Genomic DNA, 21,952 nt, shown 5'->3' on the forward strand with positions numbered 1-21,952 from the left:
AATATCATGCTATGATTTTAATCATACTCTTTTAGGGGGATGTAGAATAACAATAATTCTACATTCGCTGTTGTACAGGTGAGTAACTTCTCGAAAGGTAACGAAAATTTTATCTTGGAAGAAGCGGTTTCTACATCCGGACATTCAAAAAAATTAAGAGGATGAAAAGATTCGTAATTCTTGGTGCTGGCACCGCAGGCACCATGATGGCAAATAAGATGGATAAGTACTTGGATAAATCGGAATGGGAGATTGTAGTCCTAGATAGGAACAATACCCACTACTACCAGCCCGGTTTCCTGTTTATTCCTTTTGGCATGTATAAGGCCAAGGATGTGGTTAAAAAGAAGAGTGCCTACCTGCCTAAGCGCGTCAATTTTATAGTTGCCGATATTGGCAAGATAGACGCTGACCGAAATACCATTATCTATGGAGATGGCAAGGAGCTGGTTTACGACATTCTTATTGTGGCAACGGGTACAGTCCCTTCTCCGTCCGAAACGCCAGGGTACTTAGGCGATCGTTGGTACAAGAATATCTTCGATTTTTACACCTTCGAGGGGGCTGTGGCGCTTTCGGAGCACTTCGAAAGTTTTAAAGGAGGTAAGTTGGTGGTAACTATCACGGAGCTTCCTTACAAATGTCCCATTGCACCGCTCGAGTTTGTTTTTCTTGCGGATGCCTTTTTTACCAAAAAGGGAATAAGGGATAAGGTCGAACTTTTCTTTACAACCCCTATGTCTGGAGCCTTTACAAAGCCAATAGCGACTAAAATGCTAGGTGCTTTGCTGGAAGAGAAGCGAATTAATGTGGTGACAGACTTCTACGTGGAAGGTGTTGACGAGGCAAAAAACGTTATTCGTTCGTACGATGGACGTGAGGTGGAGTTTGATACGTTGGTGGTCGTTCCGGTAAACCTTGGGGACGAGCTAATCGCCTCTTCGGGCTTGGGCGATGATATGAACTATGTGGTAGTCGATAAGGAAACGCTGCAATCGACCATAAAGCCCAACGTATTTGCAATTGGCGATGCGGCCAACCTTCCAACTTCTAAGGCAGGTTCGGTAGCCCACTTTGCATCGGAGGTGCTTTTCGAAAATCTTAAGGCATACATTGCAGGGCAACCGTTGGCTCATAAATTCGATGGGCATGCCAACTGCTTTATTGAAACAGGTTTTGGTAAGGCAACGCTGATCGATTTTGACTATACCCACGAGCCTTATCCTGGCGAATATCCCGTGGCAGGCATTGGTCCTATGACGCTTCTGGGAGTAACCCGCATAAATCACTGGGGGAAACTGGCATTTAAGCCTATTTACTGGGAGTTTCTTTTGAAGGATCGAAAAATGCCCGTATCCAACCGCTTTAGCATGACCGGTAAGCGAGTTTAACTAGAAAAACAATAATAAAAACAAACGAAGATGGCACAAAAAGAGTATGCAGGAGTAATGGTAGAGGTAAACAATGAAGGGTACTTCGAAAATAGCAACCAGTGGAACAAGGAGGTTGCCGCAGCCATTGCAAAAGAAAATAATTTGGAGCTAACTGATAAGCATTATCAGGTTATGGACTTTCTTCGCGAGCGGGTGGCAAAGGGCGAGGCGCTTACCATTCGTAGTATCGGAAAGTCGGGCATTGTTGATATAAAAGGATTTTACGAGCTGTTTCCGGGTGCCCCCCTTAAGTTGGCCACCAAGTTGGCTGGGCTAAAAAAACCACTAAGCTGTGTATAGTTGCTTATAAAAATTACGTCAATGACAACAACCGAAGAATATCCATTAAAAAAGGTATGCATCATCTGTGCTAAAGGTTCGCTAGAGGATGTGTACGCAGCACTTGTTATGGCAAATGGAGCCGTAATGGAAGGAATCGAAACCAAGGTGTTTTTTACTTTTTTTGGTCTTGATGGCATTACAAAAAAGCAAATGAGTAATCTTCATACGGCATCGGTGGGTAATCCGGCGATGCGTATGCCTGGAGGACTACCTTTTCCAACCCTTTTAGGGGCGATTCCAGGTGTCGAGGCAGGTGTCTCGAAGATGATGAGGCAGGAAATGGAGAAGTTGGATATTCCAACAGTTCCTGAATTTATCGAAATGATTACTGCAGGAGGAGGTGAAATATTTGCCTGTAAATTGGCGGTCGATATGTTTAAGCTTCGTCGCGAGGATTTGTGTGATGATGTTAAGGATATAATCACCGTAGGGCAGTTCTACGAACTTTGTGGAGGACAGGGAACTCAGATTATTTTTACGTAGAGCTTTGCAAACTGTAATAGAAAATGGGCGCATGTTAGAAGTGCGCCCATTTTTATGCTGCTATTTTTTCTTCTTTTGCTTGTACAGCCACTCCATAAAATCGGGCTGGTTAAATGCTGGTGTCCAGCTGTTGTGCTCTATTCCTGGAAACTCTACATACTCAACTTTTGCTCCAAACTTTTTTAGTGCGGTGTAGGCATCGCGCGACCCTTTGCAGGCTACAACCTGATCGGCATCGCCGTGGTATATTCGAAAGGCAACCGATTTTGCGGCATTGCTAAGTCTGGGAGGATAAACGCCTCCGCAAATAGGAATGGCTGCAGCAAATAGCTCCGGATTGCGGGCAACAAGGTCAAAGGTGCCCATGCCTCCCATCGATAGGCCAACAATGTAAACACGTTTTGTATCTACCTTTTCGTTGGCAATGTAGCTTTGGATAAGCTCTTTTACGGCTTGTAAAGGTTGCGAAATGCTGTCGTTGGTGCTCTTGTTCCAGTCCATCTCGCCACGATCGTTGCGGCTAGGGAAGGTTTTAATCCAATTTCCGTTGGTTGGACACTGGGGGAAAAGTACAATGGAGGGGTATTTTTCGAGGTTTACGGGGTTGGTAAACATTGCCGATCCATGTTTTAGCTGCAGGTTGTTGTCCATGGCTCTTTCTCCCGATCCATGTAGGAATATCACCAAGGGGTACTTTTTTCCTTGATCATATCCTTCGGGAAGTAATACTTGATACTTTAATGTGTCGCCTTTTGCTGCAACAAACTCTTTTTTGTTGAACGATTGTGCGCTTGCACCTGCAATTAAAGCTGCCGACAACATGAGTGTTCCTAATACTCTCTTCATGGTGTTCTGTTTCTGATTTGTCCGAAAGATACGCATAGCAGAAGGCTTTGCAAAGCGCTTAATCGGGTGTAAATGCAAAAAGGGAGGCAAACCCTCCCTCTTTTTGTGCAATTAAGATGCATTTACAGCTTGAATGACACGCCAAACTTGCCTCCCGAAAAAGCATTTCCTCCACCTATTTCAAGATTGATGGCGAAGTTTGGTGTTATGTAGTAACGTCCTCCGATTTGAAGGCCTAGGCCAACAGAAGACATGTCATTGTCGTGGTACGAATCGTAATAGTTGTACAGGTACGCTCCTACGTTTAGCCCCGCGTATACATCGAAGGTGCTAGGAATGTTTAGTACACGATTGAAGTGGTAGTTGAAGTTTCCTGAAAATCCCCAAACGTTGTAGTAGTCCTTTTTGTCTCGGTAGGACGTTTCTAGGCCAAGTGAGAAGTCGTTCCCAATTCCATGATCGAGCCCTACGTATACAGGAATCGATTTTTCGGCCAAGCCAACACCTGCGTTAATCTGAGTTCTTCCCTTTGGTAGAGGGTTTTGTGCTGACGCCAAACCTGCAGCTAGCAGAATGGCGAACAAAGTTGCTGTGATCTTTTTCATATATATCTTACGTTTCTATAGGCAAGGGTAGGTCAAAGCAAAGGCCAAAAAGGTGGCTGTGGCGGCATATTTTTTTAGATGCGGTACAATCAGCTGTAAATAAAACGCCTTAAAAGATCTTTACTCTGGATGCTTCTTTATTTAGATTGTGGAACTATTCCAAAAAGTCGTCAGGTTGTGGAGGTGTTTCTACAAAAAGGGTAATAAAAAAGCGGGTGCTAAGCCCGCTTTGACTATTTTATGCTAGAATGGAACATCAGAAGGGAAACCTCCTTTGAAGCCGAGGTCAAATTCTCCACCTCCAGCAGCGGGGAAGTCGCTGTTCATTTTCGAACCAAAGGTTACTGCAGCACCTCCACCTGCATCAGCGCCACCCATACCCGGCGAAGCTTGCGGTATAAGGTTGGCGTAGTTGCTGATGTCTCCGTCTTCGAGGTCGAGGAACTTTGCACCCTCCTTTTGGAAGCGGAGTCGAACGTCGTCAACCGAACCGTTACGGTGCTTAGCAACGATGATTTCGGCAATACCAATCAGGGAGTTTCCCTCCTCATCTTCGGTATGACCATAGTATTCTGGGCGGTGGATGAATGAAACGATATCGGCATCCTGCTCAATCGCACCCGATTCACGAAGGTCCGAAAGTTGGGGGCGTTTGTTTCCTCCACGTGTTTCTACCGAACGGTTAAGCTGCGATAGGGCTATTATAGGGATATTTAACTCCTTGGCAATTGCCTTTAGTGAGCGCGAGATTACCGAAACCTCCTGCTCACGGTTACCTCTTGTTTCGGGAGGTCCCACCATTAGCTGAAGGTAGTCAATTATAATAATGGCAATATCGTGTTGGGTTTTTAGGCGGCGTACCTTGCTTCGAAATTCGAAAATTGACAGCGCAGGCGTATCGTCGATAAAAAGAGGTGCCTCGTTGAGGTCTTTAATGCGCATCTCGAGCTGGGTCCATTCGTGGGGCTCAAGCCTACCATTTTTTACTTTGTCCGATGCAATTCCAGTTTCTCCAATGATAAGACGCATGACTAGCTGAACGGCACCCATTTCTAGAGAGAAAAATGCTACCGGTTTCTTGTGGTCAACCGCCATATTACGAGCCATTGATAAGGTAAATGCGGTTTTACCCATAGAAGGACGTGCCGCCACAATGATAAGGTCGGATGGTTGCCAACCAGATGTGAGCCTATCCAAAGCAACAAAACCTGTAGGAACCCCGCTTAAACCGTCGGTACGCTTTGAGGCCTCTTCAATCTGGGCAATTGCATCTTTTACGATGGCATCCATCTTTAAGGCTTCCTTTTTTACGTTGCCCTCAGCGAGGTTGAAGATGTCCATCTGAGCGGTATCTAACAACTCCTCCACGTCTATGGTCTCGTCGAAAGAGCGGCGTTGAATGTCGCTAGATATGCGGATTAGCTCGCGCTGGATAAACTTTTGAGCTATGATTTTAGCGTGGAAGCTGACGTGGGCCGCCGATCCAACCTTTAAGGTTAGCTGAGTTAGGTAGTATGGACCACCCACCTCGTCGAGCTCGTTATTTCTCTTTAGCTCCTGCGAAACGGTATATATATCAATAGGCTCCATTCGCGTAGAAAGGCGAATGATAGCGGCATAAATCTTCTGGTGTGCCTCTTTGTAGAAAGCCTCTGTTTTAATGATGTCCAGAACGTTGATAACAGCGTCCTTCTCCAGCATCATTGCCCCAAGTACTGCTTCTTCTAAATCAAGAGCTTGGGGTGGTATTTTTCCCATTTCCAAGCCAACAGTAGCAACGTTAGTTGTAGGAGGTGTTTTTTTACTATAGTTTCCTTTTGCCATCGAATTACGGATAGATTGCAAAGGTAGCTACAAAATCGGATGGCTTTTGCGGGGCCCAGCCTTCTTTATGATTAATTACTCACAATTTACTAACAGGGATTTAGGCTTTAGGCTGTAGTGAAGTGTGCTATTAATTGATGGCTAGTGTTAAATGCTGGCTGAAATTCAACTTTTTTTACGAAGCGTACGTTTATTTTCCATTAACGGTGATGAAGATCTTATTTAGGTGGATTGTAGTTTCTCTAATTTTAATCTGATCGTTACTGTTATGCATTATTAAATAAATGTTTAACTAAAAAAAGTTATAAATGGAAACAAACGTAATGGTTGGTACATTTACGGCTTATACCAACAAAATGACAACAGAACAGCTGAATGTTTTTTCTCAAGCAACTAAAGGCTTGGAGGGTGTTGATTATACACCTTTGGCTGTTTCTACACAGCTTGTAAGTGGAACAAACTATCGATTTTTCTGTAATTCAAAGGGGGTATATCCTAATTCATTAAATGAAGGAGCTATTGTGACAATATACCAGCCTCTTCAGGGACAACCTCATGTTACCTCAATTCACAGGTGTCAGTAGATCCAAATTTTAGAAAATAGAAAGAGCGGCACATTTGTACCGCTCTTTCATTATTTAGAACTATCTATTTGAGTCCTCTATTTTTTAGTAAAGGTTCGATGCTGGGCTCAGCACCACGGAAGCGCTTATACATTGTCATTGCGTCGTCTGCGGCACCCATCGAAAGCACATTCTCACGGAATGACTTAGCGGTGGCTGGATCGAAAATTCCTTTTTCTTTGAATAGTTCGAATCCATCAGCATCAAGTACTTCAGCCCAAATGTAGCTGTAGTAGCCAGCAGAGTAGCCACCACCCCAGATATGAGAGAAGTAGGTTGTTCTGTAGCGAGGTGCAATTTGAGGAATCAACCCAAGTTTTCCAAGTGTTTCTTTTTCGAACTTGTTGATGTCAAGGTTTGCAACATTTGCAAGGTTGTAGTAGGCTTGGTCAAGAAGCGAAGCTGATAGATATTCTGTTGTAGCAAACCCTTGGTTGAATTTACTACTCTTATCCATTTTAGCAACTAGGTCGGCAGGAATAACCTCTCCAGTTTTATAATGCTTTGCATATACTTTTAGAACTTCAGGTTCGAAGGCCCAGTGTTCATTTATTTGAGAGGGAAGCTCAACGAAATCAGTTGGGATTGCACCTCCTGTTTTGTTGTAATGTGTATTTGCTAGCAGCGCGTTAAGAGCATGTCCGAATTCGTGGAAAAGGGTGCTCGTTTCATCCATAGATAAAAGTGCGGGCTTATCTCCGGTTGGCTTGCTGAAGTTGCAGGCAATAGAAACAACTGGCGTAACAAACTTGCCATTGATGTTTGTTTGTGGACGGAACGAAGTACACCAAGCTCCGCCTTTCTTGTTGTCGCGAGGGAAGAACTCCATGTATAGAATCCCTACGTGCTTTCCTTTTTCGGAAACTTCGTAGGTTGTTACATCTTTGTGGTAAACAGGAAGATTGTCTACTTTCTTAAATTCTAGCCCGTATAACTTATTAGCGCAGTAGAAGATTCCGTTTACAGCATTTTCTAAACTGAAGTAAGGACGGATTTGCTCCTCGTCAAGATCATATTTTGCCTTGCGTACTTTTTCTGCATAGTAATGCCAATCCCAAGATTGGAAATCTTTTATACCATCTTTAGCTGCAAGAACTTGCATGTCTGTCAGCTCCTTTTTAGCCATGTTTAGGGCTGGAGTCCAAAGGCTTTTTAGTAGCTTATCTACATTTGCCGGATTTTTTGCCATGTTCATATCCAAAATGTAGTCTGCCGTAGTTTTGTATCCAAGTAAGTTCGAGCGCTCTAAGCTATACTTAAGAATGTCTTTAATGACAGCCTTATTATCGTTGGCGTTATTGTTGTTGCCTCTGTTTAAGTAGGCGGTGTAGAGTTTTTCTCTTAGGTCACGACGGCTAGAGTATTGAAGGAAAGGAGTGAAGCTAGAGCGGTCGAGAGTAAATACCCATTTGCCGTCCATTTTCATTTCTTTTGCGGTTGTAGCGGCACCATCAATAACACCTTGAGGGAGGCCTGCTAGATCTTCTTTTTTATCGAGAATCAGCTTAAAGGCGCTATTTTCTGCAAGCCAGTTTTCAGAGAATTTTACGCTTAATTTAGACAGCTCTTCGTTGATTTTGCGTAGTTGAGCCTGTTTTTGGTCGTCTAATCCTCCGCCAGCTCTGTCAAAATCCTTGTAAAATAGCTCTACAAGACGCTTTTGCTCGACGTCTAATTTTAGCGAATCGCGCTTGTCGTATACGGCTTTAACACGCTTGTAAAGATCTTTGTTAAAGGTGATGTCATCAGTGTGCTTGGAAAGCATTGGGGCAACCTTTGCCGCCACATTTTGCATTGCAGTATCTGATATAACCTCTTTAAGGTTAAAGAATACCATTGCGACTCTAGAAAGCATAGCACCGCTTGTGTCAAGAGCAACAATGGTGTTTTCGAAAGTAGGCGCATCTTTGCTTTCTGCAATGGCCTTAATTTCGGAGTCATGCTGTTTGATGGCTTCTTCGAAAGCAGGGAGGTAGTGTTCCGTCTTAATCTTATCGAAAGGAGGAACTTCAAATGGGGTGGTAAAAGCCCCTAGTAAGGGGTTATCTGCTTGCTTTTTAGTACAAGATCCTAAAATAACCATAGCTGATAGTGCTAAAATTGTTAGTTTTTTCACGTGAAATCAGTATTAATGAGTAGCTTGTGTTTGTTTACGTCTGTTGTAAACGGAATAGGTAAACTTATGAAAAAAAATGTTTTTATAGTATATTGTAGCTATAAAACAGTATTTTAATTCCAAGTAATCATATTATTTTTATTGATCGTGAAATATTGAAAGGATAAAGAGCCTTTGGGGTGAAAATTTTAATTAAAATATACAAAATGAATAAGGTAGGTTTAGTGCTTTTCTGCTCTATCTTTATTGTGTCGTGCGCAACACAGAAGGATATGAAAAAGAAAAAATTGGAGGCAAGAGAGGTTGTTCTGGTGGCTGATTCAACAGGGTTTCCTTTTAATTATTCTGAACCAATTTATAAAGTTGGTATAGCATTGAGCGGAGGTGGAGGACGCGGTTTTGCGCACGCAGGTGTTCTTCGTGCTATGGATGAGCTAGGTATTAAGCCTCAGATAATTGCCGGAACAAGTGCAGGCTCTATTGCTGGTGCATTATATGCTTCTGGAGTTGCTCCTAACCAAATGCTAGATGCATTTCGTCGTATTCGCTTTATACAGGTGCCTAGATTCCGAATTTTTGGATCTAAGGATACTGTCGAAGATTCTCCAAATAAGCAAGATCGATATATCTTTCTGAAAATTCACAACTTGGCTAGAATTTTGGAGGCCAATATTCCTGTTAGGACATTCGAAGAGCTGAAAATTCCGTTGGTTGTGAATGCTACGAAGATGGCGAGCGGTCAAAATATTTATTTTACGAAAGGGGAGTTGATACGTCCTGTGGTGGCTTCAAGTGCCGTTCCTATGCTTTTTCGTCCTGTTAATATTGATGGGTATGACTTTGTGGATGGAGGGGTTATGCAAAATCTTCCAGTTTTACCAATTCGCAAGGCCTGTAAGTACGTTATTGCTGTCGATGTGAATCCTATCGAGGATTTTTCGGCGCAGAATAAGATAGTTGGGAGTGAATGGGAGCGCGTGTTTAAGCTGATGATACGGGCAAATACGCTGAGAGATAAGGACGCGGCAGACTTATTCATCCAGCCTCTCGAATTAATTAACTTCAATATTTTTGACACTAAACATGGAGAAGAAATGTATTGGATTGGTTATAATGCTGCGAAGCATGCTCTCGAAAAATTTGTAAAGGAACATCCTGATATTTTGGAGGGGAACTAAGTGATTAATGGGCTATCTTTGCTACATGCAAAGAAAGAGTTGGTTTGAGGGTTTCTTTTTAGGGGTTGTTTCTTCGGCAGCGTTTGGGTTAATACCCTTGTTTACGCTTCCCTTAATGCGGGTGGGGCTAAATTTTGATAGTATTCTTTTCTATCGGTTCTCCATTTCTGCAATGTTACTTGGGGGATTAATGGTTTGTCGAAAGGAAAATTTTAAAATTTGTTTTTCAGAGCTGTTTCCTTTAATTTTTCTGGCAATACTCTACTCTGGAACTGCTCTATTCCTATTCTGGAGTTATCTTTATATATCTAGCGGAGTAGCAACTACGATTCACTACTTATATCCTATCCTTGTAACTATTTTAATGCTGGTTTTTTTTAACGAAAAAGGCTCTTTGCGGACTGCTTCTGCTATTGTATTGGCGTTTTTGGGAGTTGCGTTGCTTAGTTGGGGAGAGGATGGTTTAGCTATGAGTATTAAAGGTCTAGTCATAGTGCTTGTATCTGTAGTTACCTATGCTTTTTATATTGTTGGGGTTAATAAGATGGGGGGTAAAGATATGAGCGGAAATAAGCTTACTTTTTATATACTGCTCATTGGATCTTTTTTGTTTTTATGCAATTCATTAGTTAGAGGTAATTTGCAATTGGTAGAAGGTGGTGTTTCTTATTTTAACATATTTATGCTCTCTTTAGTTCCCACGGTAGTCTCCAACTTATCCTTAGTTTACTCCATAAAAAACATAGGTTCGACAATGACGTCGATATTGGGTGCAATGGAGCCATTAACTGCAGTGCTTGTTGGTGTTGTTGTTTTTGGGGAGGCTTTTACTTTTAATGTGTTTTCGGGGATGTTGCTGATTTTGATGGCGGTGACATTGATTATTGTTGCTAAGGATTTGGAGCAAAGATTAGGTAGAAGAAAATGAGTCTCGTTTATAAAAAGAGGCCTGTTAAAACTAGTTTAACAGGCCTCTTTATCTTATAATTTACAGGCTAATTTAGGCCTCTATTTTTCAGAAGTGGTTGGATACTAGGTTCAGCACCGCGGAATCGCTTGTACATGATCATTGCATCGTCAGAACCTCCTTTTGATAGAACATTGTCGCGGAACGACTTTGCCGTTGCAGGATCAAAAATCCCTTTTTGGGCAAATGCGTCAAATGCATCAGCGTCTAAAACTTCAGCCCACATGTAGCTGTAATAGCCTGCAGAATAGCCACCTCCCCAAATGTGAGAGAAGTAGGTGGTTCTATAGCGTGGAGCTATTTGCGGAATAATACCCATAGAGTTAAGCGATTTTTTTTCAAAACTGTTGATGTCTAATTCACTGAAATCTTTTTGGGTATAGTAGTCAAGATCAAGGCGTGCTGCTGCTGTATATTCAACTGTTGCAAATCCTTGGTTAAACTTGCCGCTCTTTTCAAGTTTTTCAACAAGTTCTGTTGGAATAACTTCGCCTGTTTTGTAGTGCTTTGCATAAACTTTAAGAACTTCAGGTTGAAATGCCCAGTGTTCGTTAATTTGTGAAGGTAGCTCTACAAAATCTCGTGGAACTTGGGTTGCTGCAATGCCTTTGTAGTGTACGTTCGATAGTAGGTTGTGTAGGGCATGTCCAAACTCGTGGAAGAAGGTTTCAACTTCATCTGCATTAAGTAGGGCTGGTGCTTCTGCGGTTGGTGCCGAGAAGTTGGTAACAATAGAAACAACGGGCGTTACAAACTTGCCATCAACATTAGATTGGCGACGGAAGCTGGTACACCAAGCTCCAACTCGTTTGGTAGCACGAGGATGGTAGTCCATATAAAGAATTCCAATGTGCTTGCCTTTTTCTGTTACTTCGAAGGCATCTGTTAACTCTTTGTTGGGTACTGGAATATTGTTGATTTTTTTGAATTCAAGTCCGTAGAGCTTGTTGGCAACATAGAAGATTCCTTCACGTACATTCTCCAATTTAAAGTATGGACGAAGTTGCTCTTCATCGAGATCGTATTTTGCTTTGCGAACTTTTTCGGCATAGTACCACCAGTCCCATGATTGTAATGGTTCATTCATCCCTTCAGATTTTGCTAGTTCTTGCATGTCTGCAAGTTCCTTTTTGGCAACTTTGAGGGCAGGTGTTAGCACTTGATCTAGAAGTTTATAAACATTCGAAGCATTTTTAGCCATTCTATCGTCAAGAATATAGTCGGCAGTGGTTTCAAAGCCAAGAATGTTAGAGCGCTCCTTCGAGAGCGATAGAATTTGTTTGATAACCTCTTTGTTGTCGTTTTCGTTGTAGTTATTCCCACGGTTTAGGTATCCGTTGTATAAGCGTTCACGAAGTTCGCGCTTTTGCGAATATTGAAGGAAAGGAATCATGCTTGGCTTTTGAAGGGTGAAGATCCATTTTCCTTCTTGTCCAGCTTTTTTAGCCTCAACTGCAGCTGCATTTACAACACTTTGAGGTAGTCCTGCTAAATCATTCTTGTTTTCAAGAATTAATCTAAAGTTGTTGGTTTCAGCAAGGTTGTTATCTCCAAACTTGAGCGATAGCATCGAAAGTTCTCCGTTGATTTGGCGAAGTCTTTCAATTTTGTCGGCAGGTAGCCCAGCTCCAGATCGAACAAAACCTTTGAAGGTCTTGTCTAAGAGCATTTTTTGCTCTGTAGTCAGCTTCTTTGTAATTGATTTATTGTTGTAAACTTCTTTTACTCGAGCAAATAGCTTTTCGTTGAAGTTTACGTCGTCGTAGTGCTTGGATGTAAGAGGTGTGATTTGTTTTGCAAGATCGCGCATGGCTTTATCGCCATCAGTGCCAAGAATATTTCCAAATACAGAAGAAACTCTGCCCAGCATTTCTCCGCTATTGTCTAAAGCCACAATTGTGTTTTCGAATGTCGGACGAGCCTTGTTGTTTGCAATTGCTGCAATTTCGGCATCATGCTGTTTGATCGCTTCCAGGTATGCGGGTAGGTAATGGTCCAACTTTATGTTTTGAAAGTCGGGGACCTGGTGGGGAGTTTTAAACTCGCTGAAAAAAGGATTGTTTTGGGCACTGCCCTCAAATCCAGCTAGAAGCATTGCGGTGCTTGCAGCCATAAAGATCAGTCTTTTCACGGTGTGTTCAGTTAAAATTCGTTTAGTCAACCATGTACGAGTCTGGACTCGCAGTCTCTGTAAAAAAAGTAAAAAGTGGCCGATAATGCAATAAAGCCAACAGTTCTTAAGCGAACTGCATGCTCATTCTTATAGTTTGATAGTTTTTGCCTTAAAAACTTGTGGTTTTCTTTTCAAAAAGAACGATTTTGATAGTTTTTGCTTCGGAAAGAAGAAAAAAACAGCAGAAAATTTGCTTTTTCACAAAAAGGTGTTTTATATTTGCAGTGTACTAGTAATGTAGAACACTAAAACATTAACTAATGATTGATATTTCAAATTTGCAATTTAGATACAGCAAGAAAAGGTTGCTTTTTAAGGATCTTTGCTTGAATTTAGAAGCTGGGCATATATATGGCTTGCTAGGAAAGAATGGTGCCGGCAAAACAACCTTGCTTAAGCTGATTGGGGGAATGCTGTTTCCTTTAAAGGGGGATTGCAAGATTGTCGGGTTTACACCCCAGAAACGTGAACCTAACTTCTTAGATGATATTTTTTATATTCCTGAGGATATTTATGTTAGCGATCTTAAAGTTCGTGATTTTGTAAGGTCAAATTCACCCTTTTATCCCCATTTCGATTTAGGTAATTTTTTGAGCTACATAAAGGAATTCGAAATTGGGTTTGATGAGAAGTTGACTAGCCTTTCTTTTGGCCAAAAAAAGAAGGCAATTATAGCTTTTGGTTTAGCAACCAACTGTTCGATTCTTATTCTAGATGAACCAACTAACGGGCTCGATATTCCTTCCAAAAGCCAGTTTCGAAAGATTGTGGCTTCTGTGGCAACAGAAGATCGCTGTGTTATAATCTCAACGCATCAGGTTCGCGATTTGGATAACTTGATTGATTCTGTAATTATTTTGGATGACGGAGAAATTGCCTTAAGCCAGCCAGTTGATGCGATTACGGATAAGCTAGTATTTAAAACCGTTCCTTTAGAATTGGCTCCTAAGGCAATTTATGGCGAGCCTTCGCTTAAAGGGTTTACAGGCGTTTTCTATAATGAAAATGGCGAATCAAGTAAGCTGGATATGGAAATTTTATTTAACTCAGTTCTTGCACAGAAGAGTCTAATTCAAAAAGTATTCACTAACAAATAGCGCTACAATGAAAAATAATTTTTTTGATATAAATAGATTTGGCCTATTGCTTCGCAAGAGGTTGATTGATAGTCAATCTTCTATCATATTTGAGCTATTGGGATTGGCTGCCGTATTTACAATATTCTTAGGTTTAGCAGCTACCTCTGGGAGTATTTCAGGCAAGTCCCAGATCATGATATTCTCTATAGGGCTTGCTATTTTGGGTGTTATTTACGCAGATAGGGCGTTTAGTGAAATGAAAAGCAGAGTGAAAGGTTTGTTTTATTTATCGACACCAGCATCTCAGTTCGAAAAGTTGCTTGTTGCCATACTGTTTACCTCAGTCCTATTTCCTTTAGTCTACGTTGTCGTTTTTTTAATGGTTGATGGCTTGTTTTATATTGTTCTGAACGGAACTGGATTGGTGGCAATGGAGTCTGTAATGCGGATAGAAAGCGCAGAAATTACAGGTTTTGTTCGTCCAATGTTGGTTGTTCAGTCGGTGTTTATGCTTGGTTCTATATGGTTTCGTAAGCGTAGCCTATTAAAGACAGTTATTGTTGTTGTTGGCTTTTATGCTCTTCTTGGATTGGTTGGCGTTTTAATGTTGAGTCCTCAGATTAAGATGTTAAATGGAGGTGTAAACGTCAATATGGGAGCTGGTCCAATTGATGTTATAGGGGGGGCTTATGGCAATGTCATATTCTGGCTTCTACCTCTGTTTTTCTGGACTGTTGCGTATTTCCGATTGACCGAAAAGCAACTTTAAAATTAAAGACATGGAATTTAACGATAAAAGCGCGATATACCTTCAAATTGCCGATTACATGTGCGACAATATCCTGATGGAAACATGGAAGGCTAACGAAAAGATTCTCTCCATTAGGGAGTTGGCGGTTAATTTGGAGGTTAATCCCAATACAGCAATGAGGGCGTATGAATTTCTCCAAACTAGGGGGATTATTTATAATAAACGGGGAATCGGCTATTTTGTATCTGAAGATGCAGTTCTGAAGGTTCGAAATTACATGAAGGAGGAATTCATAAACCAGTCGCTTCCTGTATTTTTTAAAAGCATATTTCAGCTCGACATCAACTTTGGAGAGCTGGAGGCTATGTACAATGATTATAAGTTAACCTTAATAAATGCATCAAATGAAAACTAGCAGCATATTAATTGGATTTTTTGTTATCATATCTTTGGTAGTGACAATTATCTCTGCACATAATATTTCTAAGCGTTTTGACGTTTACAAGGAACGAGGAGAAATGATAAAAGGAGACCATTCGCAGATGTACGCGTATAATCTTCCGTGGTGCAATAAAATGGAGGTGAAAGGTGAGAATTCTTTAAATGTGCATATTCGGCAATCATCCAATTCTTCAACAAAAGTTTGGGTAGAAAGAACTTATAAAGATTCTGTTGTCGTGAATGTGAACGATAGCTCTTTAACGATATCATCTATGATGAAGAATAGTAATGCATTAGTGATAGTTTATATGCCTAAGTTAACCGAGGTTGAAGCCAATAGTGCAGAGTGCTATTTGTCTGATTTTGCTTCGGATTTTCTTAGAATTAAAGCATTGGGGAATGCGAATATCTCGCTTGATAAAAGTAATATAAAAGAAATGGACTTCTTGGCAGACGATAACGCGTCGATGGATGTTAAAGATAATGTAAAAGTTGCTGCATGGAGTATTCATATGAATGGTAATGCTAGATTGTATGGCATTTCTCCAAACAGCAAGCTGAACATGTCCGTGAAAGGAAATGCAAATGTCTCTTTGGCTGATTAAATAACCAAGGCTTATGAAAGTGATTGCAACTACCCTACAGGATAAAATTATACTGGTAGGAACCGTATTTAGTGGTCTAATGTTTGTTGTTTGTGCTAGTTTGATGCTTACTAATTATCGGCCTTTATTCGGAGATGCCGCAGGTACACAAGATGTAAACGGAGCATTTATTAGTGAGATGAAAAGCGGGTATGTTTCAGTGAAAACTCAAATTATGTCATTACCAGAAATAGTCGCAAATTCAGCTGCGTTTGATGAAATTGCTCTTCCTACTTCTGATTTATCAGCGGCTGTACACTATTTGGTGGAAATTGGCGGAGATTTATTGGTTTTGGACAAGTAGTAATTGAAAAAATAAGTGTTAGCGGGTTTTCAAGATAGAGAAACCCGCTTTTTTATATCAGCATATTTGCTAGTTCCGTAATTAAACTTGCCTTTTAACTTTTAAAAATGAACTTATTTTTAAATTAATCGTACTTAATATACATAAAGACATTTTCTAAACCATCAAAAATCTGCCAGTTATGATGACCCTTAAGATGAAGAGAGTGCTAATTAGCATTGATTACGATTCTACAGCTCAAAAGGTTGCGGAGGTGGGATATGCTTTTGCCAAAGAAATGAAAGCAGAAGTATTTCTAGTTCATGTTGTTTCTACCTATGAATACTATAGTTCTACTGGAAATTCTCCAATTTTAGGATTTGGAGATATGGGAGGGGGAACTATAACTCCAACTATTACTAGAGATGAGTTAATGAGCGAGACTCAAAAATATCTTGATAAGACAAAGGCTCTGCTTGGAGATGAGTCAATTCAAGTTGTTGTTGCTGACGGAGAAACGGCAGATACTATTCTTTCAATTGCAGGTGAAATTCATGCCGACATCATCATCATGGGGTCGCATAGCCGCAGGTGGCTTGATAAAATTTTGATGGGTAGCGTTACTGAAAAGGTTATGAGAAAGACCAAACTGCCGCTGTTTATAGTTCCAACAAAAGGATAAAAAAAGGTCACCATTGGGTGACCTTTCTATTATGGCAAATTTTAAATGCTATTTTTTAAAGTAGGTGACTGTATTTACCTTCTTCCAAGCTCCACGAGTAAAGTCTGGTATTTTTACAGCCGAACTCCCATTTTTGATAGAAAGTTTAGTTAAAGGAACGAGGCACGACCATTCTGCAGCATCGTATACGTCTTGATCTAGAGGTAGCCCATTATTTAGGCAGTAGATTAAGCGGTAGTCCATAATGAAATCCATTCCGCCATGGCCTCCCACTTGCTTTGCTTTCTCTCCAATTTCGGTAACGATGGGGTGCTCGTACTCTTTTAGCATTTTTGCTCGATCTGAATCGCTTAATGCAGTGTGCGCATTAGGTTCAAATGCTAGAATTTGAGATGGATACTTTTGCGCAAATCCCTTAGTTCCGCTTAGCAAATGGTGACGGCTGTATGGGCGAGGACTTGTAACGTCATGTTGAATCATCATCGTTTTTCCTTTGGCCGTTTTGATGATGGTGGTGTTCATATCTCCATGCTTATATACTGCTTTGGCTTCTGGGGAATTTGCTCCGAATTTTTCTTTTGCATATTCGGTCATTCCAAACTGATCGGTAGACATACACACTAAAGACTCCATTCTATCTCCACGGTGAATATTCATTGCATGAGCAATTGGGCCAAGTCCGTGAGTTGGATAAAGATTTCCGATCTCTTCTGCATTATGCTTTAGCCTCCAGTGATTCCAGTAGTACTTGTCGTCAAAATTCAGAGAACGAAGATCGTGGATGTAGGCTCCTTCTGCGTGAATAATCTCGCCAAATAATCCTTTTTGAGCCATATTAAGAGTGGCCATTTCAAAAAAGTCGTAGTTGCAATTTTCGAGCATCATGCAGTGGCGGCGAGTTTTTTCGGCTGTATTAACAAGTTTCCAGCAATCTTCCATTGTTAATGCTGCAGGAACTTCGATGGCGGCATGCTTCCCTTTTTCCATTGCGTAAATGGCAATAGGGGCGTGTAAATCCCAGTGTGTGCAAACATAAACAAGATCAATGTCATTGCGCTCACAAATTTTTCTCCAATCGGTTGCACCTGTATAGGATTCAGCTGCAGGTTTACCCATTTTTTTAAGTTCGTCTTGAGCCCTTGTTACATACTCTGGGTTAACGTCGCAAAGAGCTACAATAGTTGCTGTATTAATGAAGGATAATCGTTCCACAGCTCCAATGCCTCTGTTTCCTAAGCCAATTATTGCTATGCGGACATTGGCAATAGGCGGACATCGCAATTCTATAACATCTTGTTGTCCCGCTGGACGTGGAGGGGTTGGTACTGCGAGAGGGATCTTTGGTGTAGCCTGTTTTTGAGCGCCAGCGTTTATTCCTAGCGTTAGTACAAGCAATCCTACTAAAAACGGTTTTAAGTATTTAAACATGACCATAGTGATTTAAGTAGATTGATAAATAGTCAATGTAAAAATAGGTTTTCACAAATGGTTATCAACTGGTATTTTACACAAAATGCCCTTAATTGTAACGATGATGCCTAAGTTGTGCAATGCGTTGCATTTTGCAATCCAACTGGTAGTTAAAGAGGCTGGCTTGTGTTTCTTTAATTGAACTGTAATAAAAAAAGGCCGTTTCTTAGAAACGGCCTTTTTTTATTTATTGTATTACTAGAACATTTTCATGTCATCAAGAACGGTCATCACGTTTTTTACGGCCTTCGCGCTGGTTTCAAGAAGAACTTGCTCTTCTTCAGTCAGCTTTAGGTCGATAATCTTCTCAATTCCGTTCTTACCAAGAACAACAGGTACTCCAAGAGCGATGTCCTTCATCCCGTATTCGCCGTTTAGCATAGCGCATACAGGGTAAACTGATTTTGTATCGCGAACGATGGCTTCTACCATTTGAGCAGCAGCAGTTCCTGGAGCATACCAAGCAGAGGTTCCTTGAAGAGCTACAATTTCGCCTCCTCCATTTTGAGTGCGCTTAATGATTGCCTGAAGGCGATCTTCTGCAATTAGTTGACGTACAGGGATACCGCTAACAGATGTATAGCTAGGTAGTGGAACCATTGTATCGCCGTGTCCTCCAAGTAAAAGAGCTTCAATACCGATTGGAGATACTCCTAACTCATCAGCAATGAATGCTTTGTATCTGGCAGTGTCTAGAATTCCTGCCATCCCAAATACTCGGTTTGAAGGAATCTTTGCAGCAAGAAAAGCTGCATAAGTCATCACATCAAGGGGATTTGATACAACGATAATTTTTGCGTCAGGAGAGTATTTGATAATATTCTCAGTAACTTCCTTAACGATCTTAGCATTAGTTGAAATAAGATCGTCACGGCTCATGCCTGGTTTGCGAGGAAGTCCAGCTGTAATAACAACAACCTCTGAGCCTGCTGTTTTATCATATCCGTCAGGACCTACACCAACAACCCTTGTGCTGAAGCCTTGGATTGGAGCTGTTTGCCACATATCTAGTGCTTTTCCTTGAGCAACACCTTCGCGTACATCCACAAGCACAACTTCGTTGCAAAGATCCTTGCGTGCAATTTCGTGAGCACAAGTTGCGCCCACATTTCCTGCACCTACAACTGTAATTTTCATGATATTGATATTATTAATTAAAACCCTTTTTTTCTTTGGAGTCGCAATTCTACGCCAAGTTAACGACGATCAAATATATAACTCTATTGCTTATGTTATTCGCTAATTTTGTTGTTCCACAGCATGTTTTAACGTATTAAGCTGTCGTAGTCTGTTTCTAGCTTTGAGCCTTTCTCAAAGTCGTATAGGGCTACTCTTCGGAGTTCGTAGTAGAACCACCAGAAGTCTTTCATTGTGTATACGAAGTTGCTGTTGGCGTTGTCCTTTTCATTCAGAGCAGTATTTAAATCTAGCACTGAGATCTTTCCTGCAATAAACCTATTCATTGTAACCTTGTAGCGCATTTGGGCAATTGTATCCGCTTTAGATGCAATTTGGTATTTCTGTCCCATCATGTTGAAGCGCATTACCCGGAAGTAGATGTTTTGCTCAAAATCTATTTCACTTTGCTCTACCTGCCCTTTTACTAGATCTAGGTTACTTTCTGCCATTTTAATTTTTCCTCTACGGTTTCCCCAATCTAGAATTGGCATAGATATCGTGATGGAGGCCGTTTGGGAAGGTTTAAGTCCTTTGTAGGAATCGACAAATTCAAAGGAGTTCTGGTTAAATCCTATTTTAGCATTAAGAGAGGCAGAAAAGCCTGTTTGTTTTTTATTTTCTTCTAACCATCGTTCTGCTTCTAATATCTGGCGATTGAATCTTACTATGTCTGGATTGTTCAGCCTAGCTTGTTCTAGCACCTTGTCATACGACAGCACCATGTTGGGAATCTTGGATGGCACTATAAGTTTTATGTCTTTTTTTTCATTGATTCCCAAGTAGGATCGAAACTTGTTTTGCCTATCTTCTAGATCTAAAAGTCGTTGACTAAGTGCTGATTCGGCATTGAGTTTGGTTAACTCCATTTGCATTAGATCGCTTTCGGAAATAGACCCTAAACGATATCTTCCCTGCGAGATTTTGTAAAGCGTATCTGCATTGTTTAGATTTGTTTTGGCTATCTGAAGGTTCTGTTGTGCAATTGCAAGGTCAAAGAAGTAGCTGATTGCTGAAAGAATTACACTCTCTTTTTGAAACAAATAATTTCTACGTGCTTCTTCGTACCTGATAGGGTCTATTTGTTTTTGCCATTTAAGCCAATTTATGCCAAATAAATTTTGAGAGTAAGCGACTGCAATTGGTAATGATTTATAGGTTGTTGTTTTGGCAAGGAAGTCATCTCTTCGTTGAATGTTGGATTCAAGTGAAAATTTTCCTCCTGTAAAACCTACCTGTTGGTCTATCGACAGCGTTAGGTTTTCTGTAATATAGTTTGTTGGGCTGTATTTAACACTTCCTCCATCTTGATAGGGGTCGATGGTATTTTTGAATTCAGGTAAAGTAGCCCTAAGATTTAACGATGGCAGAAAACTTGCCTTATAACTTCTGTAATCCCAATAAGCTGATAAATAGCGACTTTTGGCATTTTTGATTTCATTAGAACGCTCTAAAGCTGCCGTAATATAACCATCCAGATCATAGACAAATGCCCCATCAACGACATTTTGTCCTATCACATTCCCTGTGCACGCAATAAATAGCAGCGCTGCTACCACCTTTTTTCTCATTTGCTATAGGTTGATCTGTTTGAATTTACTTTTGTTAGAAGGAATGCTTGCGTAAACAATTTCATCGATTGCCAAACCTTTTAAAATGGATATGGATTCGCTGTTGGAGCCTCCCACCAAAACTTCTTGCTTTTTCAGATCTTTTGTGTACACGAAATGTTTTCCATTCTGTTCTATTACAGCTGTTTTAGGGATGAAAAGGACATTTTTTGCGTTACTTATTTTGATGTCATTTAGGGTTGTCATCAGAGGTTTTAACTCTGCAGCATACGGTATTAGTTTTATGTTTAGTGAGTAGTACTTAATTCCGTTTACCATTGATGGGATTGAAGAAATCTCGGATACTTTACCTTCAAATGATTTGCCATCCAATATTTTGACACGAACTTTTGCTTCCTGATTTGGTCTTACTTTGGCTAAGTCATCTTCGCTTAAACGGCATTGTGATACAAGTGTAGACATGTCAGGCATTACAGCAACGGTTAAGTCTTGAGGAGATAGTAGCGCACCTTCAGCTCTTTTATTTCCTGATAAATCGGTGTAGTGAGAGATAATACCAGATTTAGGAGCCCTTACAGTTGTGGCATTAAGTAATTTATGTATTTCTGCTTGTTTTTTTAAGGCCGCTTCTGCTCGTTGCTGTAGCGAAACTATGTTTGCGTCAGCTTGCGTTTTGCGCTGAAGATAGTTTTGGTATGCTTGTTCGTAGGCTATTTTAGATTTTTCGTACTCTAATTTTGTTTTGCGTTGTGCTGCGGGTGGATCGTAAAGAGATTGCTCCATGTTAATTTGGCTAATCTCCATATTGATTTTTAGTGTTGATAATCCGTATCTGACATCTCGGAGCAGAGTTGCTGTGTCTGCTGTGGCCTTAATCGCTTGGTCTTTTAATGATTGTGCTTCTAAGGTGGCAGCCTGAACAGCTTGCACTATAGCATCTTGGTCGAGCTGGGCTATTTCTTGACCTGCTCGAACAATAGTTCCTTCTGGGACTATTGATTTTATTTTGATTTGAGCTAATAGGTTGGCTTTAGTTCTAAATATTGGGGATGCGTTTATCCTTATCACTCCTTTAGGAATAATTTCTCCTTCTGCCGTAACAGCGACGTCCAAATCTCCTCGTTCAACTTTTACGAATTCCGAATGCGCTTTCCCTAAAATAGCGGGATTAAGGATTGCTAAAAGGGCAGCCGAAATTATCAGTAATATAATAGATCCTACAATTATGTTGCTCTTCTTCACTACAAGTTGGGTTTAGTTGGTTG

At 40.8% G+C, this 21,952-nt stretch carries 21 protein-coding genes; 12 read left to right on the forward strand and 9 right to left on the reverse strand.

Annotated features, from left to right (window positions below; translation table 11 throughout):
* Positions 1-161 precede the first annotated feature (161 nt).
* From L990_RS10370 to L990_RS10380, 3 genes are read left to right on the forward strand one after another with little or no spacing between them, the layout of a single operon-like run.
* On the forward strand, positions 162-1,391 hold the full coding sequence (locus L990_RS10370; RefSeq protein WP_047448565.1) for an NAD(P)/FAD-dependent oxidoreductase: 1,230 nt from the start codon (positions 162-164) through the stop codon (positions 1,389-1,391).
* Positions 1,392-1,421: 30 nt separating this feature from the next.
* The gene (locus L990_RS10375; protein ID WP_047448569.1) at positions 1,422-1,733 is read left to right on the forward strand and encodes a TusE/DsrC/DsvC family sulfur relay protein; all 312 of its coding nucleotides are present in this window, start codon (positions 1,422-1,424) and stop codon (positions 1,731-1,733) included.
* 21 nt (positions 1,734-1,754) lie between these two features.
* On the forward strand, positions 1,755-2,258 hold the full coding sequence (locus L990_RS10380) for a DsrE/DsrF/DrsH-like family protein (protein ID WP_047448572.1): 504 nt from the start codon (positions 1,755-1,757) through the stop codon (positions 2,256-2,258).
* A gap of 60 nt (positions 2,259-2,318) precedes the next feature.
* On the opposite strand, the gene L990_RS10385 is transcribed toward L990_RS10380, so the two are convergent.
* From L990_RS10385 to dnaB, 3 genes are all read right to left on the reverse strand, one after another.
* The gene (locus L990_RS10385; protein ID WP_047448866.1) at positions 2,319-3,104 is read right to left on the reverse strand and encodes an alpha/beta hydrolase-fold protein; all 786 of its coding nucleotides are present in this window, start codon (positions 3,102-3,104) and stop codon (positions 2,319-2,321) included.
* Positions 3,105-3,226: 122 nt separating this feature from the next.
* The gene (locus L990_RS10390) at positions 3,227-3,709 is read right to left on the reverse strand and encodes a hypothetical protein (RefSeq protein ID WP_047448575.1); all 483 of its coding nucleotides are present in this window, start codon (positions 3,707-3,709) and stop codon (positions 3,227-3,229) included.
* Positions 3,710-3,952: 243 nt separating this feature from the next.
* Positions 3,953-5,467, reverse strand: coding sequence for a replicative DNA helicase (dnaB, locus tag L990_RS10395; RefSeq protein WP_231562274.1), 1,515 nt, complete (start codon positions 5,465-5,467; stop codon positions 3,953-3,955).
* 374 nt (positions 5,468-5,841) lie between these two features.
* Between dnaB and L990_RS10400 the strand changes: the two genes are divergently transcribed.
* Entirely contained in the window at positions 5,842-6,117 is a 276-nt protein-coding gene (locus L990_RS10400; protein WP_047448578.1) for a hypothetical protein, read from the forward strand.
* 64 nt (positions 6,118-6,181) lie between these two features.
* Here the strand turns inward: L990_RS10400 and L990_RS10405 are convergent, their stop codons facing one another.
* Positions 6,182-8,239, reverse strand: coding sequence for a M3 family metallopeptidase (locus L990_RS10405; protein WP_047448581.1), 2,058 nt, complete (start codon positions 8,237-8,239; stop codon positions 6,182-6,184).
* 239 nt (positions 8,240-8,478) lie between these two features.
* On the opposite strand from L990_RS10405, the gene L990_RS10410 reads away from it, so the two are divergent.
* Both L990_RS10410 and L990_RS10415 read left to right on the forward strand, forming a co-directional pair.
* Positions 8,479-9,450 (forward strand): patatin-like phospholipase family protein, encoded by a 972-nt coding sequence (locus tag L990_RS10410; RefSeq protein WP_052180909.1) that lies wholly within the window; start codon positions 8,479-8,481, stop codon positions 9,448-9,450.
* A gap of 25 nt (positions 9,451-9,475) precedes the next feature.
* The gene (locus L990_RS10415) at positions 9,476-10,378 is read left to right on the forward strand and encodes a DMT family transporter (RefSeq protein ID WP_047448875.1); all 903 of its coding nucleotides are present in this window, start codon (positions 9,476-9,478) and stop codon (positions 10,376-10,378) included.
* 67 nt (positions 10,379-10,445) lie between these two features.
* Here L990_RS10415 and L990_RS10420 read toward each other — a convergent pair whose 3' ends face one another.
* Positions 10,446-12,548: a M3 family metallopeptidase gene (locus tag L990_RS10420; protein ID WP_047448584.1), complete on the reverse strand. Its 2,103-nt coding sequence runs from the start codon at positions 12,546-12,548 to the stop codon at positions 10,446-10,448.
* 302 nt (positions 12,549-12,850) lie between these two features.
* Between L990_RS10420 and L990_RS10425 the strand changes: the two genes are divergently transcribed.
* The 6 genes from L990_RS10425 to L990_RS10450 all read left to right on the forward strand — a co-directional run bounded on the left by L990_RS10425 (position 12,851) and on the right by L990_RS10450 (position 16,470).
* Entirely contained in the window at positions 12,851-13,687 is an 837-nt protein-coding gene (locus tag L990_RS10425) for an ATP-binding cassette domain-containing protein (RefSeq protein ID WP_047448588.1), read from the forward strand.
* Positions 13,688-13,694: 7 nt separating this feature from the next.
* Positions 13,695-14,438, forward strand: a complete 744-nt coding sequence (locus L990_RS10430) for a hypothetical protein (RefSeq protein ID WP_047448591.1) — start codon at positions 13,695-13,697, stop codon at positions 14,436-14,438.
* Between the two features lie 10 nt (positions 14,439-14,448).
* Positions 14,449-14,835, forward strand: coding sequence for a GntR family transcriptional regulator (locus L990_RS10435; RefSeq protein ID WP_047448594.1), 387 nt, complete (start codon positions 14,449-14,451; stop codon positions 14,833-14,835).
* A gap of 40 nt (positions 14,836-14,875) precedes the next feature.
* The gene (locus tag L990_RS10440; RefSeq protein WP_156121499.1) at positions 14,876-15,466 is read left to right on the forward strand and encodes a GIN domain-containing protein; all 591 of its coding nucleotides are present in this window, start codon (positions 14,876-14,878) and stop codon (positions 15,464-15,466) included.
* A 13-nt stretch (positions 15,467-15,479) separates the two neighbouring features.
* On the forward strand, positions 15,480-15,809 hold the full coding sequence (locus L990_RS10445; protein WP_047448599.1) for a hypothetical protein: 330 nt from the start codon (positions 15,480-15,482) through the stop codon (positions 15,807-15,809).
* A 181-nt stretch (positions 15,810-15,990) separates the two neighbouring features.
* Entirely contained in the window at positions 15,991-16,470 is a 480-nt protein-coding gene (locus tag L990_RS10450) for a universal stress protein (protein WP_081981673.1), read from the forward strand.
* Positions 16,471-16,518: 48 nt separating this feature from the next.
* Here L990_RS10450 and L990_RS10455 read toward each other — a convergent pair whose 3' ends face one another.
* The 4 genes from L990_RS10455 to L990_RS10470 all read right to left on the reverse strand — a co-directional run bounded on the left by L990_RS10455 (position 16,519) and on the right by L990_RS10470 (position 21,929).
* A complete protein-coding gene (locus tag L990_RS10455; protein ID WP_047448608.1) occupies positions 16,519-17,898 on the reverse strand; it encodes a Gfo/Idh/MocA family protein in 1,380 nt (459 codons plus the stop codon).
* Positions 17,899-18,138: 240 nt separating this feature from the next.
* Complete coding sequence (gene mdh / locus L990_RS10460; protein WP_410488766.1) at positions 18,139-19,080, reverse strand: malate dehydrogenase; 942 nt, start codon at positions 19,078-19,080, stop codon at positions 18,139-18,141.
* Positions 19,081-19,205: 125 nt separating this feature from the next.
* Entirely contained in the window at positions 19,206-20,687 is a 1,482-nt protein-coding gene (locus tag L990_RS10465; protein ID WP_047448613.1) for a TolC family protein, read from the reverse strand.
* 3 nt (positions 20,688-20,690) lie between these two features.
* Positions 20,691-21,929: an efflux RND transporter periplasmic adaptor subunit gene (locus L990_RS10470; RefSeq protein ID WP_047448615.1), complete on the reverse strand. Its 1,239-nt coding sequence runs from the start codon at positions 21,927-21,929 to the stop codon at positions 20,691-20,693.
* Positions 21,930-21,952: the final 23 nt, after the last annotated feature.

This window comes from Alistipes sp. ZOR0009 (assembly GCF_000798815.1).
Lineage (GTDB): Bacteria > Bacteroidota > Bacteroidia > Bacteroidales > ZOR0009 > Acetobacteroides.